A 16087-nucleotide genomic window follows, 5' to 3' on the forward strand; every position below is an offset into this window, starting at 1 on the left:
GCAGTTTGAGCCATAAATGATTAGTTGGAGGGACATTATTATGCAAGATAAGCTTCAGCTTAAGGACTTCTTTTACATCTTAAAAAAAAGGTGGCTGACTGTTTTAGCCACTATGCTGTTAGCCAGCACAAGTATTGCTGCGGTAAGTTTCTATGTGTTAAAGCCAACATATCAAGCGTCAGCTCAAGTCCTGGTAAATCAAGCAACTTCTAAAAATGTAGATGAAATCGCAAATATTACACAGCTGAACACACAATTGATTTCTTCTTACATCGATTTTATTAAAAATCCTATTGTATTAAAAGGAGTAAAAGATGAATTGAGCTTAAAAAGCTCAATAAAAGATTTAAGTGATGAAATCACCGTTCAGCACAATGAAAACTCTCAGTTTATTAATATTACAGTCAGAGATCACGATTCTAAACAAGTAAGTGAAATTGCAAACAGAGTCGCTTTTCTATCAAAAAATCAAGCTGAGAAGCTAATGAAAGGAAGCAATATTCAAGTGCTGACAGATCCTTCTGATAGTGAACAAATCTTTCCGAAACCGCTTCCTGTAGCAGCTATAGCAATTGTCGTAAGCTTCATGCTTGGAGTAGCGATTGCTGTTCTTCGTGAATACGCAGATGACTCACTTCGAAATGAAGAGGAAATTGAGAAGCTTATCGGTCTCCCTGTCATTGGGCATATGGAACTCCAACCTCGAAAAATGAAGAGAAACCAAAAGCAAGGCAGTGATCAACCAAAGACTAGGAGGGAGAACCTTGAGTTTTAAACGAAGAAAGTATCCATTTTCACTGTATCAAGATGCCAAAACGATCAACCAAACAAATATGATTCGAAAAAATGTTGAGGTTCTGCTGAATAGTGAAGCCAAATGCCTGACAATCACATCAGCGGAAGTGAACGATAAAAAGCCGCTTATAACGGCAAAGCTAGGGATTTCATTTGCTGAACAAGGGAAAAACGTTCTTCTTATTGATGGAAACGTACATTGTCCTTCTCTTCATCAGCTCTTTGACCTTGGAAGTTCAGAAGGGTTAACGGATGTGTTAGTAAACGGGAGAGGCCGACATGTACCCATTAAACAAACATCATACAAAGGACTGGATGTGCTTCCGGCCGGATCTCACTTTCGAAACGCATCCACACTATTTGTTTCCAAGTATTTTGATGAGCTCATAGAAAAATGGAAAGAAGAATATGATCTGATTCTTTTTGAAACGCCTCAGTTTTTAGAAGAGACCGATTCTCATATTCTTACAGCAAAATGTGATGCTACTATGCTTGTTGTGGAAGAGCGTAAAACGAAACTAGATACCGTTGTCAAAACGAAAAATATGCTGGGAAAAGCGCGTATTGATGTGCTAGGCGTTATTTGGAGTCCGTCTCACTAGCTCCTCACTTTATATAGAAGGAAGTGAAACGATGAATCAAATTGTCTCGAAAACGAACGGTGATTCCGATGTGCTAAAAAAAGAATTTCCGCTTTTTTACTCGCTGTGTAAACGCATGGCTGATATTGTGATTTCGCTTGTGGCTCTAGTGGTATTGCTGCCTGTTATTTTGCTGTTTGCGCTCATTGTGATGATTGAAACACCGGGTTCACCTTTCTTTCTTCAAGAGCGTCTAGGTCAAAGTGGCAGAGCATTTACCATCATGAAGCTGCGTTCAATGTACAGTGACGCGGAAAAAAACGGAGCGCAGTGGGCGGTTAAAAATGACAGCCGGGTCACCAGGATAGGAAAGCTGATTCGCCAAACGCGAATTGATGAATTGCCTCAGCTGTGGAATGTGTTAAAAGGGGATATGTCGATTGTCGGACCAAGACCTGAAAGAGCCGTATTTATAGAAGAGTTTCAAAAAACACTTCCTTCCTTTAGTCAGCGGCTTGCCGTTAAGCCGGGCCTGACAGGCTGGGCACAAATTAACGGAGGATATGAGCTAACGCCAGCAGAAAAGCTGGAGCTTGATCTTTACTACATTCAACATACGAATATACGGTTTGACGTGAAGATTATGATAAAAACGCTAAGAGTCATCGTAACAGGAGACGGATCAAGATAGGAGAGGGATAACATGAAAAGAGTATTAGTTACAGGCGGATGCGGTTTTATTGGGTCACATATGGCAGAGCTTCTTTATCAAAAAGGATTTGAAGTGAAGGTCATTGACAATCTCTCAACGGGAAAAATAGCAAACTTAGAAAATCGAGGCATTTCTTTTCACTACGGAGATATTGTAAGTGAAGAATTAGATAAAGTATTTGCCGAGTTTAAACCTCATTATGTTGTTCACCAAGCGGCTCAAGTAAGCGTGGCTCATTCTGTTACTAATTTTCATCATGATGCCAACGTCAATATTCAAGGAACGATTAACATTATTAATGCATGCAAAAAGCATGGAGCTGAAAAAATCATTTTTGCTTCATCAGCGGCCGTGTACGGAAATACGAACATCACTCCAATTTCACTTACTCATCCAACGAGTCCAGCTTCACCGTACGGACTGTCAAAGTTTACATCTGAAGAATATCTCAAGCTTGCCAAACAGCTGTATGATATTGACTACGTCATTCTTCGCTACAGCAATGTGTACGGCCCACGGCAAAATTCACAGGGTGAAGGCGGCGTAATCTCAATCTTTTTTGACCGGTTTGTTACGAACCAACAGCCGATTATTTACGGCAGCGGCCGTCAAACAAGAGATTTTATTTACGTAGAAGACGTGAGCCAGGCATGCTTACAGGCTATTCAGTATGAAGGGTGCGGCACGTTTAATATTTCCAATAACAGCAGCATCAGCATTAACGAACTTTTTTTCACAATGAAAAGTATATCCGGCAGTCACTTAACACCTGTTTACCACAGCGTGCGTGAAGGTGATATTGCAGACAGCAGGCTGTGCAATAAAGAAACCATCAAATTATTGAAGTGGTCGCCTGCTTTTACGCTTGAAAAAGGATTAGCCAAAACGTATGACTATTATCATGAAACGCTAGCTCAGCAATTTGCTAAAACGATGGAGTAAGAGGGATGTATGAAGAAAAATTCCATTTGGAAAAACATTGTTCACTTATTTATTAGTACCGTTGTATCACGTTTGTTAAATGCAGCTGCGCTTATCGTACTGGCACAGTATTTAAGCGCAGCCAGTTACGGCAGATTCAGCGTAGCACTAGCTTTTGTGATGATATTAGGCTACTTTACCGATGTTGGTTTAAGCAATACGGTGCTTCGCGAAGGCTCTAAAAAACAGGCAGATGTGGATCATCTTTTGTCATCGTATGTGAAAATGAGAATTTTGCTTTTACTCGCGACGTTTGCAGGAGCGTATATAGTGATTTCCTTGTTTTATCACGAAGCATCACTTGTAAAGATGATGTACTACTTGATTATACCGATGGTGACAGGACTTGCGATGCAAAGCATCGGGATTACGTATTTTCAGCTCACTGAACAAATGCATCACTTAGGAGCCATTCGGATCTACTCAGCTCTGTTGCTGGTGGTTCTGCTGACGATTGGAATGCTGATGCATACAAGCCCGTTTTTTATTTCGTTTTTGTTTGGCTTTTCCTACTTTTTAGCAGGAGTGTACGGTCTGTGGATGGTGGGAAAAAGAGTAGCGTTTAATTTGAAAAAGCGAATTCAACGGGGGCTGCTAAAAAATATCGGCTCTTTTATTATAAGCGGCCTGCTGATTATGCTGCTGCCTCAGCTTGGTCCAATCGTATTAGAAAATACAATTCCGCTTGCAGCCGTCGGCGTGTTTGCCGTTGCGTACCGCATTCCATCGGCGCTTTATCAAGTTCCAGGGATTGTGGCGGGTGCGTTTTATCCAGTATTGTTTCGCCACTATAATCATCAGCAGACAGACAAACATTTACAGTTAAATATTTTGCAAGTGAAGCTTATGAGTTTAGTAGGGATGGTAACGGCCCTTCCTTTTTATCATTTATCTGATCTTGCCGTGTCGTTATTGTTTGGAGACAAATGGACTGCAGCAGGAAGTGCGTTAAAGTGGTTGTCACTAATGCTGATTTTCCAAGGCTTAAGCGTAGCATTAGCAGACGGCTTAACAACAAAAGGACTTCAAGGAAGAAGAACGGGGGTTCAGCTGGTTGCTGTTGTATTCGGGATTGTTTTCTACTACTTTTTAAGTTCCGTTTATTGGGTAATGGGAGCCGTATATGCTGCGCTTTTAATTGAAGGAATTTTATTTATTGGCTGCTGGTTATGCAATCCTGAAAGAGTCATTATCATGCGTAAAACCTTTCCGATTTTTGTTTGCTTATTTGGAAGCACGCTTGCAATTACCACGCTGTTTTTTTCAAAGCATCCGTTTATCGCGCTATGCGTAAACATGCTGCTTGTGTTTGTATTAACGCTGCTAGATAAAGAGATTAGAAATCAAGCGCTAGGCTACCTGCAAAAAAACAAACCAGTAAACGTAGAGAACAGAAAGGAGGCACAAAATGGATAGTGTATATGTACAGAATCGAAAATCGACCGTTTTGTTTTGCCTTTTTGTTCTTGTCACGCTAAGCAAATATAACGTCAATATTGGTTTTGCATTAAAGCCGTACATGATTTTTTTATTTGCCCTTCTGCTGCTGAGCTTTGCTTCTTTTTACATTTATAAGCTCCAGGCGTATGAAGTGCTGCTGCTTTTATTTTATCTTTTTTACTGTATGACCGGAGCGTTTTCACTGTATCCAGAAGCGAGTCTTCGTATTATGCTAGGCGTTTTGCTTATCCTTGCTTGCTACTTTTTAATGAAATATGTCATAGCAGAGTTTCATAGCGGCAGCATCAAACGTGCGTTAACCGGAGCTGGCATTCTTTTTAACGGCGTGAGTTTGCTGCTTTATATGGCGGGTCTTCAAGCCGTTCATTTTCAATTCGCCTCCGATGTAGAAATTATCAAATGGGGCGTGATGATTGACCGCAGCTATCCGCGTTTGATTGGCGTGCTGGATGATCCTAATATTTATGTGTTTTATAATACGCTGTTTTTTACTTACTTTTTAACGAGTAGCGATAGTACTAAAAATAAAGTCGGACTTTTACTGAGTACATTAGCCAGCGTTTTAACGTTTTCCCGTGGGGGATTAATCGCTATGGTCGCCGTGTTGATTCTGTATTTGCTCATTACTCGTTCGCTTAACAGTCTCAAAACAGTTCTTTCGTTTGTGTTTTTATTTGGTGTACTTGCTCTTATAGCTCATTTTATGACGAATTTTAACGTGTTCACCATTTTAACCGAACGAGCCGATGATTTTTTACATGACGGAGGAAGCGGAAGGTTTTCGCTGTGGAGCCGGGCATTTGAGTTTTTTTCATCTCATCCGTTTGCTGGAATTGGCGCTTTTAACTTTTCAGAGTACAACTTGTTTTATTACGGCGAAGCGCTGTACGTTCATAACACGTTTTTAGAAATTTTATCAGAGACGGGTATGATTGGTTTTTGCTTATATTTTAGCTTTTTACTTCTTGTGTTGCTTCAGCTTTTGAAACAAAAAATTCATAAACAAGAACCTTACTTATTTTTAACGTTTATTGGTTTTTTGCTTCAAATGATGTCGCTTTCGTTAATTGTAAATGAGCTGTTCTTTTTATACTTAGCGCTGCTGTCAGGCTATTTACGAAATCATCAAAGTGAGGAGAATGTGAGATGAATAACTTCAAATCTCAACCGGATCAACCCCTCGTTTCAATTGTTACACCTGCCTATAACTGCGCAGCCTTTATTTCATCCACCATAAAATCCATTCAGCAGCAAACGTATCTCAACTGGGAGCTGCTTGTGATTGACGACTGTTCGACAGATGAAACGGCTGAAGTAGTAAGGAAATTCAGTAAAAAAGATCAACGCATTCAGCTGCTTCAGCTTACAAAAAATTCAGGAGCCGCAGCGGCACGCAACGAAGGTATAAGCGCAGCAAGCGGACGGTTTATTGCTTTTTTGGACAGTGATGATCTATGGCATAGGGGAAAGCTTAAAAAGCAAGTCGCTTTTATGCTTGAAAAAAACTGTGTTTTTTCCTATACGGGCTACAGCATTATCAATGAAAAAGGTGAAAAAACAGGTGTTGAAGTAAACGTTCCGAAAAGTGTTGACTATAGAATGCTAGCGGGGAACACCATTATCGGCTGTTTGACGGTGATGCTTGATAAAAAACAAATTTCCGAGATTTCAATGCCAAACATTCAGCCGGAAGACACGGCGCTTTGGCTGTCACTGCTGAGACAAGGCTATACAGCATACGGCCTTCAAGAGTCACTTGCTTATTATCGTCTTGTATCTCACTCCGTTTCTAGCAACAAGCTGAAAGCAGCAACGAGGTATTGGAAGCTCCTGCGCAAGCAAGAAAGGCTGCCGTTATGGAAAAGCGCCACTTATTTTGTCCAGTACAGCGTGAATGCGTACGCCAAAAGTAAAAACCTCTCAAAATCGTAAAGGATGTGAAGTCTTGAAAAACGTACTTTTAATTACGGATAAATTGATTACAGGCGGAGCAGAAACGTATTTTTGCAAACTGGAAAATCAGTTAAATCATCCGGATATTATCGTATACACAGCAGCTGCAATGGGAGAACTGTACAGCAAAATTCAATATAAAAAACGGTTCACGCCTTTAAGCAGAAACAATCATCTTCATAACCTTTATGTACTTTGGAAAAAAGTGCGTGACTGTCAAATTGACATCATTCATGCCAACAGCCTGCGCATGGTGATGTATGCAGTATGCGTGAATCGGATGCTGCGAAAAAAAGTAAAAATACTTTATACAAAGCATAATGTAACGGTGCTTGAACAAAAAGCGAAGAGCCTATTTTGTAAACTGGTAAACTCTTTTGTACATCAAGTGATTACCGTCAGCCGCTTTGAACAAGAGCAGCTAATGAATATCGGCGTGAATAGCGGTAAAGTAACAACGATTTATAACGGAGTGGACCTGAATCAATTTGTGTTTAAGGAAAAAGCTGCTTCACTCGATTGTCATATCGGTCTGTTGGCACGAGCTTCAAAAGAAAAAAATCACGAGCTGTTTATCGAAATTGCATCATTGCTCCGAGATCATGAACATATGAAGTTTCATATCGGAGGAGGAGGGCCTGAGCTTCAGCGAATTCAAGAGCTTATCCAGCAGCAAGGCTTGTCTGAAAAGATAAAGATATGGGGCGAAGTGGAAGATCCAGAAGCATTTATTACGAAAATGGATATGCTTCTTTTAACTTCTCATCGTGAAGTCTTTCCAATGGTTGTTCTAGAAGCAATGGCCGTTGGTACACCGATGATTTCAATTGATGTAGGAGGCGTGAAAGAAGCAATAGCAGACGGAGACACGGGCTATTTAATCCCTACGTATTCACCTCAAGCGTTCGCAGAAAAAATTACGGCACTGTACGCCGAGCAAGAACAAAAGCAGCGTTTTGCTAAAGGAGCGAGAAAAAAAGTCGAGCAGCACTTTACGTCGAGTCAAATGATTGCTTCTACTGCTGATCAATATGTAAATATGAACGCAAAAAGCTTCTAAACCGGAAGCTTTTTTTCTATGAAAAAAGTGAACCACAGGTAGCCAAAACGCATAAAGTAATACAAGCAGTACATGCTTTACACCTGCTGAGAAAGCGAGATGAATTTAATGGAAAACTGCAGTGAAGAAAGAATAGTCGACGCCGCTTGTTTTGGCGTGATAAGAGACGGCGTGACGGATGATGCACCTGCGATACAGCAAGCAATTGATTACGCAGAGGCTAACAAATTATCACGAGTACTCCTAACAGGAAAATATACGTACGCCATCGCATCACCCATTGTGATTAAACCGTCTATTTCGTTTGAAATGGACAGCGGAACCAAACTTAAAGTAACGGGAAATTATCATGTTTTTACCCTCCAAAAAGATGCCTCCATTTCAGGTGGAACGGTTGAAGTGACCGATCCTTCCTTTATATCTTCAGTCATTTACCTTCATGGATCGCAGCAATTAGAAACAGGAAACAAAACGATGATAAGCAACATCAGCATGATCAATACGTCAGGTGCTTATAATGGAAAAGGCATTTATTTTTACTGCCAGAAAGCGTGGAATTTTATTAGCTTTGTGAACGTATCCTTTGTACACCTTCGCAACTTTGAAAGGGGCGTACTGCTGCAAACCGAAAAAATCACTAACATCAATACGCCTGCATGGATTAACGCGAATAACTTTAGCTATTTATCGATTGACGGCTGTCAGTATGGAATTGACGTGGCCGGCATCAGCGATGTGCCGTATGAAACATCAGGAAACAGCTTTAGTCATTTTCAAATGCAGTGCCGCAGCCAAACGAAACGAGCAATTAAATGTTCAGGTGCTTACAACACGTTTGAAGGACATATTTGGGATGCGTATTTAATGAACGGAGGGGAACCACCCGTAGAATTTACAAGTATCGCGCATCGAAATCAGCTTGCCTCTAATCTTTTATCCACATCGATTTTAAACAACGGACAATACAATGAAATCACTTCTCCTTTTGAACAAACCCGAAATATATTTGCTCCAGGTCTCCCGGGAAAACCAGATATCATTGGCAATCAAGACGATATTTTCGTACAAGCTGATAAAAAATATACCGTCAAACAAATCGCTGGAAAAGCTCCATACGGAGGTAGCATCAGCAACTGCTTCAGCTTAGTTGATGAACAAAGCATGAACTACCTCGACGTGCCAGCTTCCGTTCCCGTTGTGATTGAAATGGACTTTAGCTCGAATCCAATTAAAATGCTGAATATGGCCGGCGTTTCATTTGGATGGGGTGAGTCACCTAAAAATATTAAATTTGAATATCTAACAGCACTAGACGGGGCGTGGACAACAGCCAAAGACGTAAAAAACAACTTAGGAAACACGGTAACAGCAGAAGTGCGCGCCAATACGCTGTATAAAATGAGGATCACCCTAAGTGAATATACAAAAGACCACAAGCGCTTTCGAATTAACCGTATATTCGGTACATCTTCCATGTTGCCAGGTTCCTCTTGGGTGGCAACGTCTGGAAGCAAAATGTACGGAAACCTTGAGTTTCAGCAAGGAAACAGCCTGATCCTTAAATCTCCTGACGGACAAACCTGGAAGCTAAGCGTTGATAACACGGGGAAAGTGTCTGGGACAAAAATCTAAGTAGAAAAATTATTTTTAACATACTTCCGAAAGAATTGATTGCGAGGTTTAAAATCTAAGAAAAAGCATGGAGCACTCGCTCCATGTTTTTTGTATGAAGTAGGCTTATTTAAGCTACAAGGTACTTTCTACCATAGTTCTGTGCTCTTTCTTCAACAGTGAAGTTGCAAAGAATTGATATACCCATTATCAAAAGAAGGTGATAAGATTTAACTAACAAGAAAACGTTTACAAAAAATAAGTATACGTTACAATCCATGATTTATAAAAAGGGGTTTGTAGAAATGGAGATGTTAACAGCACGACAAAAGAAGTTATTACATTTAATCATTAGTGAAGAAGAGTACAAAATGATTGATTTCTATTCTCAGAAAATGAAGGTTTCAGAACCAACGGTGCATAATGATTTAAAGTTAGTTTCTGGATATTTATCAAAAGGAAGCGCCACTCTTCATAAAAAAACTGGAGTAGGAATTAAAATTAAGACTAAATCAGATTATAAACTCATGCTGTTAAATGATTTAGATTTTAAAAAAGAAGAAGTCGATCCTCTATCAACTAAAATAAGAAAGATGAAAATTATTTTGCAGCTGTTATATGCAAATCAGTCGACTTCTCTTCAAAAGTTATCAGAAGAATTTATGGTAAGTAAAACATCAATTGTAAAAGACTTAGAGAAAGTAAAAGACTTAGAGAAAGTAAAAGAATGGTTAAAGCCCTATGGTTTAATTTTAATAAAAAACCACGAAGGCACGAGGGTAAAAGGAAATGAAGAAAGTACTCGGCGAGCAATAGCCGGTATTACAAATGAACTTTTAAATTTAAATTATCAGTAGGATTATAATATTCAATCCAGTAGCAGGATGGATGCTGCGACTTTTTCGGGGCTATCCAACTTGTTTGAAAATCCTGAAGTCAAACAAGTAGAACACATCATTGAGCGTGCAGAGAAAAAGCTTCAATACCGCATTAGTCATACGTATTTTTTGAATTTGGTCACTCATATTTTAATTTTAATTAAGCGTGTTCGATCTAATCAGCGTATAGCAGCTGTTAATGAGCCAGAGTTACATCATCAAACGGATTACGTTTTGAAAATGTATAACATTGCTAAAAAGGTAAGTGAAGAAATATCTGAATGTTTCGATATTAATATACTAGAAAATGAAATCTACTATATAAAACAGTATTTATTATTTTCTGAGATGAAAAAAGATATATGGTAGGATCTGCCACAGGAGCTGTCATTAGCGCGACTGCTAAAGTAACAGATCATGCTCCTCACGGAGGACCAATTGTTTTATTGGTTGTCGATCATAAGCTTTGGTATATAGGAGCAATTTTAGCAGGAACAGTGGTAACAGCTGTCATGGTGAATGCTTTAAAGAAAAATGTAACAAAAGAAGTGCCTGACGAAGAACCGATCGATCAACAAAGCATCAGCGTCTAAAAGTAAATAGCAATCCCTCGAATGAACAATATGTGTATACATATTGTTCGTTCCATTTTAAAGGGGTGTTAACCATAAAAGGAGGAAGTATCGTGCAAAAAGTAAACATTAATGAGGTAGTAAAAGTAATGCTCAAAATGCAAGACAAAGGAGAGGCAGTTACGCTTCTGGGAATTGGACCAATGTCTAAAATTCTATTAAAAGCTTGTTTTGAATTAGGAAAAGAAAAAGATTTTCCACTGTTATTTATCGCAAGCCGTAACCAAGTAGATGCAACAGAACTAGGCGGAGGCTACGTGTGCAGTTGGAATCAGAGAACGTTCACTCAAACCATTGCTGAAACAGCGGCTGAGACAGGGTTTGACGGCTTGTATTACACGTGCCGAGATCACGGCGGGCCGTGGCAGCGGGGCAATGAAAGAAATGATCATCTAGAAGAAGAACTTGCGATGCAGTTAGGCAAGCAATCATACTGAGAGGATTTGTTTAACGGGTTTGATTTACTTCATATCGATCCAACCAAAGATCCTTATGAAATGGGAAAAGTTGTTCCAATGGAAAGTGCTCTTCGTCGTACAATTGAACTAATTCAGTACTGTGAAAGTGATGAAAGCGACTGGGATTAGCTGAAATTGGCTATGAAGTAGGGACGGAAGAGACGAATGGGGGATTAACTTCAAGGGAAACCTATGAAACGTTCATTCAAACATTAAACAGTGAGCTGGAGAAACGGCAGCTGCCTACTCCAACCTTTATTATAGGTCAAATAGGAACGCTTGTGAAAATGACAGAGAATGTAGGAATATTTAACTCTAAAAACGCTCAAGAGCTAGCAAGCATCGCTAAACAGTATGGAGTGGGCCTTAAAGAACACAACGGAGATTATATTGATGATCATATTTTGCTGCAACACGTGCCTCTTGGCATCACCGCAACAAACGTTGCTCCGCAGTTCGGCACGGAATAAACGCGTGCGTATATTGAATTAGCTAAAGTAGAAGAACAGCTTGCTCAAGATGGGTTCATTGAACATAAATCAAATGTTGAATACGTTTTAACACTTCAAGCGATTAAAAGTGAGAGATGGAGAAAATGGATGGTAGGGGATCAGCGCGAGCTGCAAATCGAAGATATTTTTCAACAAAAAGAACTCACTGACAAAATTTTAGATATTGCAGGTCACTATGCATTTAACCATGAAGAAATAAAAGCTAAAATTCAAACGTTATTCCATAATTTACGACAATGCAATATTGACGGAGAACGCTTTGTTATTAATCGAATCAAACGTTCTTTGAATCAATCCGTAGAGTGGTTTTAACTTGGAAGGAAGCACGACAAAGATTATGAAAGAAATAGGCGTTGAAGTATAAGAGATAAGATAAAAAGCAGAAGAAACCCTTCTGCTTTTTATCTTGCAAACTATTTAGCTGGGAGTTTATTTCTTTGCAATGAAAATAATGAAAATAGCATAATGGCAGCTCCGGCTGAATCAATCATTACATCCACAATTCGGCCGTCTCGTCCAATAATAAAAGCTTGATGAATTTCATCTAAAAATGCAAACGCAGCCAAGCAGCACCATGCTTTCAAATATCGGTGCTTTTGTTTTTTAAGATTCCAGTAAAAAAGCAAGCCAAGAAATCCGAAAAATGAAAGGTGAGCGATTTTACGCAATATAAACTCTAAGTCAAATCCATATGTATAAGACGTATAAAATTCACTTCCTGGTCTTAATATGGACCAAAATGTCGCATTGTGATCCCATACGGAAGAGTTTATCCAAGTAGAAGGATTGGTGACTAGCAAATGCGGAGTATGAGAGAACTTTGAAATAGATAAAATTAAAAAGATTAAAAGAATACGTTTTAGCATAATGGAAACTCTTTTCCTAAATTTTTAAAAATCATAAAAATAATCATAAAGAAATTTAAATGCAATTGCAAGAAGTAAACTCGGATTTTCCGATAATTGTAAAAGTATGTATAAACCTAATTATTACTCTGTTATAAAATTTAGGAAGTATAAGTGACTAAGTAAAAAGAAATGTATGAAAAACAATTAATGACCAGAAAACTATTTTTCAAAGAGTAATTGTGACATTTTAGCAAATCAAAGCCACGGTATTGTGTTTGTGATGAAGAGCGGAGCGGTTGAAAAAGATGCAGCGTTAAAAGCCAAGGATATTTTAGAACATGTCAGGGGTAAATTTTTAGGCGTCGTACTGAATCAGAAAAACCATCCTGCTGATGGTCAATACTATTATTATGGAACTAAGGTATAATAACCTGCAAAAAAATGCTCCCAATAAATAAATAATATTTTGCTAGATGCGTTTTTATTATGAATGTTTATAGGTCTAAAGAATCATTATTTTGTGTTCGATTAAGAGAATTCAAAATTCATCAAAATACTATTATGGTAGTGATGAAAGCGATAACAATCTTTAAATTATTTATGTATAACATAAAATAATCTGAAAAGATAAACAAGTCTGCAGTCTCAAGAAAAAACGAGTAATTATTGGTAATATATAAACTATATTATAGAAAATATCATAATAAGATAAAAATGGATATTATATTAAAATGATATTTCTTTATGCTTATAAGTGCCTCTTTCATGAATGATATGGACTATTTCGGAGACAAAAACAGCCATGAAAAGTAAAAAAATGTGCTTTTCGTGAACTTCGACAAAATAAGACATTGAACCTATAAAATTCCTATGCTAAGATTAAGTGTAATTTTGGGTCTTTTGGATTAATGGAGGTGGAGGAAATGATTGATTTACATTGTCATATCTTGCCTGGTATAGATGATGGTGCTAAAGATATAGAAGACAGTATAGAAATGGCTAAGCATGCATCTTCTCAAGGGATTCGAACGATTGTAGCGACACCTCATCATCGAAATGGCAAGTATACAAATGAAAAAAAAGATATTGAGGAAAAAGCATCTTTTCTAAATAAAATATTAATTGATAAACAGATCCCTGTCACGATTTTACCAGGACAAGAATCTCGTATATTTGGAGAAATGGTAGAAGAGTACAAGAATGGAAAAGTTTTAACCTTAAACAATACGCATAAATACATATTTGTAGAGTTTCCATCTAGTCAAGTGCCTCGATATACGGAACAGCTCTTATTTAACCTTCAATCTGAAGGTTTAACACCTATTATTGTACATCCAGAACGCAACAGTCGAATTATGGAAGAACCAGATATTCTTTATAATTTAGTAAACAAAGGGGCTTTAACCCAAGTTACAGCTTCGAGCTTAACTGGTCATTTCGGTAAAAAGATTCAAAAGTTTTCGAATAAACTGATTGAATGTAATTTAACTCACTTTGTGGCATCTGATGCTCATAATGTTACAAATAGAGGATTTCTAATGGATCAAGCGTTTGATGCAGTTGAGCAGGAGTTTGGAATAGATATGGTTTATCTTTTTCAGGAAAATGCGGAAGCTGTTATTGAAGCAAAAATGTGTTTTAAAGAGCCGCCGGAAAAGATTAAAAGAAAGAAGATTTTAGGTATTTTTTAAAACGTTTATGTAAGTTTACCTTACATAAATGTTATTTTTTTCTTTTAACTGGATTATTATTCTTTGTAAGATAAAAAAATCTAAAACTTAAAGATTTAGGTGATGTCTCCTAGCCGTTATCGACGGAGATACTCGATTGTGCTGTGGGTTATCAAGCCTTAGACGCTAGTCGTCAAAAGTACAATGTGAGGGAGGGTTAGATGCCCGCTTTACAATTAAATACTTAGGTAAGGAATAATAGTTTATTTCTTACCTAAGTATTTAATTTAGATTAAGTACCTTCCCCATTACTTATTAAAAAGGAGAGAATACTATGAAAAAAGTAAGAAAAGCGATTATTCCAGCTGCAGGGCTGGGAACACGATTTTTACCGGCTACAAAGGCAATGCCAAAAGAAATGCTGCCGATTGTCGATAAGCCAACAATCCAATACATAATTGAAGAAGCAGTAGAATCAGGTATTGAAGATATCATTATTGTAACGGGAAAAGGAAAGCGTGCAATTGAAGATCATTTTGATTATGCACCTGAACTAGAAAACAATTTAATGGAAAAAGAGAAGTTTGATTTGCTGGAAAAAGTTCGTCAGTCTTCTAACGTAGATATTCACTATATCCGTCAAAAAGAGCCAAAAGGTCTTGGCCATGCGGTTTGGTGTGCACGTAATTTTATTGGGGACGAGCCTTTTGCTGTATTGTTAGGGGACGACATTGTTCAAGCTGATACACCTTGTCTGCGTCAATTAATGGATGAATACGAAACAACATTATCATCTGTAATCGGTGTTCAAACAGTTGCAGACGATCAAACTCACCGTTATGGAATTGTTGATCCTATTTCAAATGAAGGCCGTCGTCATCAAGTGAATACATTTGTGGAGAAGCCAGCAAAAGGAACAGCACCTTCAAACCTTGCTATTATGGGACGCTATGTATTCACATCGGAAATTTTTAAATTCTTAGAAGAACAGGAAATTGGTGCAGGCGGGGAAATTCAATTAACGGATGCAATTCAAAAGCTAAATGAAATTCAGCGCGTATTTGCTTATGACTTCGAAGGAAAACGTTATGATGTGGGTGAAAAATTAGGCTTTATCCGTACAACGCTTGAATTTGCATTAAATCACGAGGAGCTGCGTGATGATGTGCGCAAACTAATCGATGAGCTTGCTCAATTAAATGCTGTAAAACAATAAGGAGTAAATGGGAGGGCTTGTTTTTGAGTGCATCAAAAGTAGCACAAAGTAAATCATCTGCTTCGTACACAACTCAGAACATAGAAGCGGTTGTTCAACAACAACCTGCTTCTTATTACATAGGGAAACGGATTATCGATATTTCAGGTGCATTAATTGGAATTATTTTGTTATCGTGGCTATTTCTTATCATTGCAATTGCTATAAAAGTAGAAGACCCTAAAGGGCCTGTCTTTTTTCGTCAAAAGCGCATTGGAAAAAACGAAAAAGAGTTTCATATGTTTAAGTTTCGTTCCATGGTCTCTGATGCTGAAGAACGACTGAAAGATTTACTTGAGAAAAATGAAACAGGAAGTATCATGTTCAAGATGAAGCATGATCCTCGTATCACAAAGATTGGACGTTTTATTCGAAAAACCAGCTTAGATGAATTGCCTCAGCTTTGGAACGTGTTAAAAGGAGAAATGAGTCTAGTAGGGCCAAGACCTCCTATCGAAAGGGAAGTTGAACAATATTCTGAGTATGACAAGCAGAGACTTCTTGTAACACCGGGTTGTACAGGCCTTTGGCAAGTAAGCGGAAGAAGCAGTATAGGTTTTGAAGAAATGGTGGAGCTTGACTTGCAATACATCCAAAAACGTACGATTGGATACGACATCAATATCATTTTAAAAACAGTCGGCGTTTTATTTGGATCAAAAGATGCATATTAAACGAAC

General features: G+C 38.2%; 21 protein-coding genes. 20 read left to right on the forward strand and 1 reads right to left on the reverse strand.

Annotated elements, in window-relative coordinates; all coding sequences use genetic code 11:
• Positions 1 to 40: 40 nt before the first annotated feature.
• The 16 genes from AC0C45_RS09035 to AC0C45_RS09110 all read left to right on the forward strand — a co-directional run bounded on the left by AC0C45_RS09035 (position 41) and on the right by AC0C45_RS09110 (position 11946).
• Positions 41 to 775: a YveK family protein gene (locus tag AC0C45_RS09035; protein WP_472928061.1), complete on the forward strand. Its 735-nt coding sequence runs from the start codon at positions 41 to 43 to the stop codon at positions 773 to 775.
• Positions 765 to 1397 carry a CpsD/CapB family tyrosine-protein kinase gene (locus tag AC0C45_RS09040; protein WP_472928062.1) on the forward strand — a complete coding sequence of 211 codons (633 nt, stop codon included), beginning with the start codon at positions 765 to 767 and terminating at the stop codon, positions 1395 to 1397. Before AC0C45_RS09035 ends, AC0C45_RS09040 begins: the two co-directional genes overlap by 11 nt.
• Before the next feature lie 31 nt (positions 1398 to 1428).
• Entirely contained in the window at positions 1429 to 2067 is a 639-nt protein-coding gene (locus AC0C45_RS09045) for a sugar transferase (protein ID WP_472928063.1), read from the forward strand.
• A gap of 12 nt (positions 2068 to 2079) precedes the next feature.
• Entirely contained in the window at positions 2080 to 3030 is a 951-nt protein-coding gene (locus AC0C45_RS09050) for an NAD-dependent epimerase/dehydratase family protein (protein ID WP_472928064.1), read from the forward strand.
• A gap of 9 nt (positions 3031 to 3039) precedes the next feature.
• Entirely contained in the window at positions 3040 to 4485 is a 1446-nt protein-coding gene (locus tag AC0C45_RS09055) for an oligosaccharide flippase family protein (RefSeq protein ID WP_472928065.1), read from the forward strand.
• Positions 4478 to 5680 carry an O-antigen ligase family protein gene (locus AC0C45_RS09060; protein ID WP_472928066.1) on the forward strand — a complete coding sequence of 401 codons (1203 nt, stop codon included), beginning with the start codon at positions 4478 to 4480 and terminating at the stop codon, positions 5678 to 5680. The genes AC0C45_RS09055 and AC0C45_RS09060 overlap by 8 nt, the downstream gene beginning before the upstream one ends.
• Positions 5677 to 6462: a glycosyltransferase family 2 protein gene (locus AC0C45_RS09065; protein ID WP_472928067.1), complete on the forward strand. Its 786-nt coding sequence runs from the start codon at positions 5677 to 5679 to the stop codon at positions 6460 to 6462. Before AC0C45_RS09060 ends, AC0C45_RS09065 begins: the two co-directional genes overlap by 4 nt.
• Before the next feature lie 13 nt (positions 6463 to 6475).
• Positions 6476 to 7543, forward strand: coding sequence for a glycosyltransferase family 4 protein (locus tag AC0C45_RS09070; RefSeq protein ID WP_472928068.1), 1068 nt, complete (start codon positions 6476 to 6478; stop codon positions 7541 to 7543).
• A gap of 108 nt (positions 7544 to 7651) precedes the next feature.
• Complete coding sequence (locus tag AC0C45_RS09075) at positions 7652 to 9175, forward strand: pectate lyase family protein (RefSeq protein ID WP_472928163.1); 1524 nt, start codon at positions 7652 to 7654, stop codon at positions 9173 to 9175.
• A gap of 284 nt (positions 9176 to 9459) precedes the next feature.
• Positions 9460 to 10011, forward strand: a complete 552-nt coding sequence (locus AC0C45_RS09080; protein WP_472928069.1) for an HTH domain-containing protein — start codon at positions 9460 to 9462, stop codon at positions 10009 to 10011.
• Between the two features lie 60 nt (positions 10012 to 10071).
• Complete coding sequence (locus tag AC0C45_RS09085) at positions 10072 to 10401, forward strand: PRD domain-containing protein (RefSeq protein WP_472928070.1); 330 nt, start codon at positions 10072 to 10074, stop codon at positions 10399 to 10401.
• Positions 10395 to 10625 (forward strand): hypothetical protein, encoded by a 231-nt coding sequence (locus tag AC0C45_RS09090; RefSeq protein ID WP_472928071.1) that lies wholly within the window; start codon positions 10395 to 10397, stop codon positions 10623 to 10625. The genes AC0C45_RS09085 and AC0C45_RS09090 overlap by 7 nt, the downstream gene beginning before the upstream one ends.
• A gap of 92 nt (positions 10626 to 10717) precedes the next feature.
• Complete coding sequence (locus AC0C45_RS09095; protein ID WP_472928072.1) at positions 10718 to 11101, forward strand: hypothetical protein; 384 nt, start codon at positions 10718 to 10720, stop codon at positions 11099 to 11101.
• Between the two features lie 6 nt (positions 11102 to 11107).
• Positions 11108 to 11251 carry a hypothetical protein gene (locus AC0C45_RS09100; RefSeq protein WP_472928073.1) on the forward strand — a complete coding sequence of 48 codons (144 nt, stop codon included), beginning with the start codon at positions 11108 to 11110 and terminating at the stop codon, positions 11249 to 11251.
• A 158-nt stretch (positions 11252 to 11409) separates the two neighbouring features.
• On the forward strand, positions 11410 to 11592 hold the full coding sequence (locus tag AC0C45_RS09105) for a hypothetical protein (protein WP_472928074.1): 183 nt from the start codon (positions 11410 to 11412) through the stop codon (positions 11590 to 11592).
• A 129-nt stretch (positions 11593 to 11721) separates the two neighbouring features.
• Positions 11722 to 11946, forward strand: a complete 225-nt coding sequence (locus AC0C45_RS09110) for a hypothetical protein (protein WP_472928075.1) — start codon at positions 11722 to 11724, stop codon at positions 11944 to 11946.
• A 101-nt stretch (positions 11947 to 12047) separates the two neighbouring features.
• Here the strand turns inward: AC0C45_RS09110 and AC0C45_RS09115 are convergent, their stop codons facing one another.
• Positions 12048 to 12500 (reverse strand): VanZ family protein, encoded by a 453-nt coding sequence (locus AC0C45_RS09115; protein WP_472928076.1) that lies wholly within the window; start codon positions 12498 to 12500, stop codon positions 12048 to 12050.
• 259 nt (positions 12501 to 12759) lie between these two features.
• On the opposite strand from AC0C45_RS09115, the gene AC0C45_RS09120 reads away from it, so the two are divergent.
• The 4 genes from AC0C45_RS09120 to AC0C45_RS09135 all read left to right on the forward strand — a co-directional run bounded on the left by AC0C45_RS09120 (position 12760) and on the right by AC0C45_RS09135 (position 16081).
• Entirely contained in the window at positions 12760 to 12909 is a 150-nt protein-coding gene (locus AC0C45_RS09120; RefSeq protein WP_472928077.1) for a hypothetical protein, read from the forward strand.
• A gap of 496 nt (positions 12910 to 13405) precedes the next feature.
• On the forward strand, positions 13406 to 14173 hold the full coding sequence (locus tag AC0C45_RS09125) for a tyrosine-protein phosphatase (RefSeq protein ID WP_472928078.1): 768 nt from the start codon (positions 13406 to 13408) through the stop codon (positions 14171 to 14173).
• A gap of 313 nt (positions 14174 to 14486) precedes the next feature.
• The gene (gene galU, locus AC0C45_RS09130) at positions 14487 to 15368 is read left to right on the forward strand and encodes a UTP--glucose-1-phosphate uridylyltransferase GalU (RefSeq protein ID WP_472928079.1); all 882 of its coding nucleotides are present in this window, start codon (positions 14487 to 14489) and stop codon (positions 15366 to 15368) included.
• Between the two features lie 80 nt (positions 15369 to 15448).
• On the forward strand, positions 15449 to 16081 hold the full coding sequence (locus AC0C45_RS09135; RefSeq protein ID WP_180230502.1) for a sugar transferase: 633 nt from the start codon (positions 15449 to 15451) through the stop codon (positions 16079 to 16081).
• Positions 16082 to 16087: the final 6 nt, after the last annotated feature.

This window comes from Priestia sp. VA7, from assembly GCF_055710015.1.

Coding starts and splice junctions, on each gene's coding strand:
- AC0C45_RS09060 (WP_472928066.1), top strand. CDS start 4,478: ATGGATAGTGTATATGTACAGAATCGAAAATCGACCGTTTTGTTTTGC.
- AC0C45_RS09090 (WP_472928071.1), top strand. CDS start 10,395: ATGGTAGGATCTGCCACAGGAGCTGTCATTAGCGCGACTGCTAAAGTA.
- AC0C45_RS09080 (WP_472928069.1), top strand. CDS start 9,460: ATGGAGATGTTAACAGCACGACAAAAGAAGTTATTACATTTAATCATT.
- AC0C45_RS09065 (WP_472928067.1), top strand. CDS start 5,677: ATGAATAACTTCAAATCTCAACCGGATCAACCCCTCGTTTCAATTGTT.
- galU (WP_472928079.1), top strand. CDS start 14,487: ATGAAAAAAGTAAGAAAAGCGATTATTCCAGCTGCAGGGCTGGGAACA.
- AC0C45_RS09035 (WP_472928061.1), top strand. CDS start 41: ATGCAAGATAAGCTTCAGCTTAAGGACTTCTTTTACATCTTAAAAAAA.
- AC0C45_RS09105 (WP_472928074.1), top strand. CDS start 11,410: ATGACAGAGAATGTAGGAATATTTAACTCTAAAAACGCTCAAGAGCTA.
- AC0C45_RS09125 (WP_472928078.1), top strand. CDS start 13,406: ATGATTGATTTACATTGTCATATCTTGCCTGGTATAGATGATGGTGCT.
- AC0C45_RS09050 (WP_472928064.1), top strand. CDS start 2,080: ATGAAAAGAGTATTAGTTACAGGCGGATGCGGTTTTATTGGGTCACAT.
- AC0C45_RS09075 (WP_472928163.1), top strand. CDS start 7,652: ATGGAAAACTGCAGTGAAGAAAGAATAGTCGACGCCGCTTGTTTTGGC.
- AC0C45_RS09115 (WP_472928076.1), bottom strand. CDS start 12,500: ATGCTAAAACGTATTCTTTTAATCTTTTTAATTTTATCTATTTCAAAG.
- AC0C45_RS09110 (WP_472928075.1), top strand. CDS start 11,722: ATGGTAGGGGATCAGCGCGAGCTGCAAATCGAAGATATTTTTCAACAA.
- AC0C45_RS09045 (WP_472928063.1), top strand. CDS start 1,429: ATGAATCAAATTGTCTCGAAAACGAACGGTGATTCCGATGTGCTAAAA.
- AC0C45_RS09055 (WP_472928065.1), top strand. CDS start 3,040: ATGAAGAAAAATTCCATTTGGAAAAACATTGTTCACTTATTTATTAGT.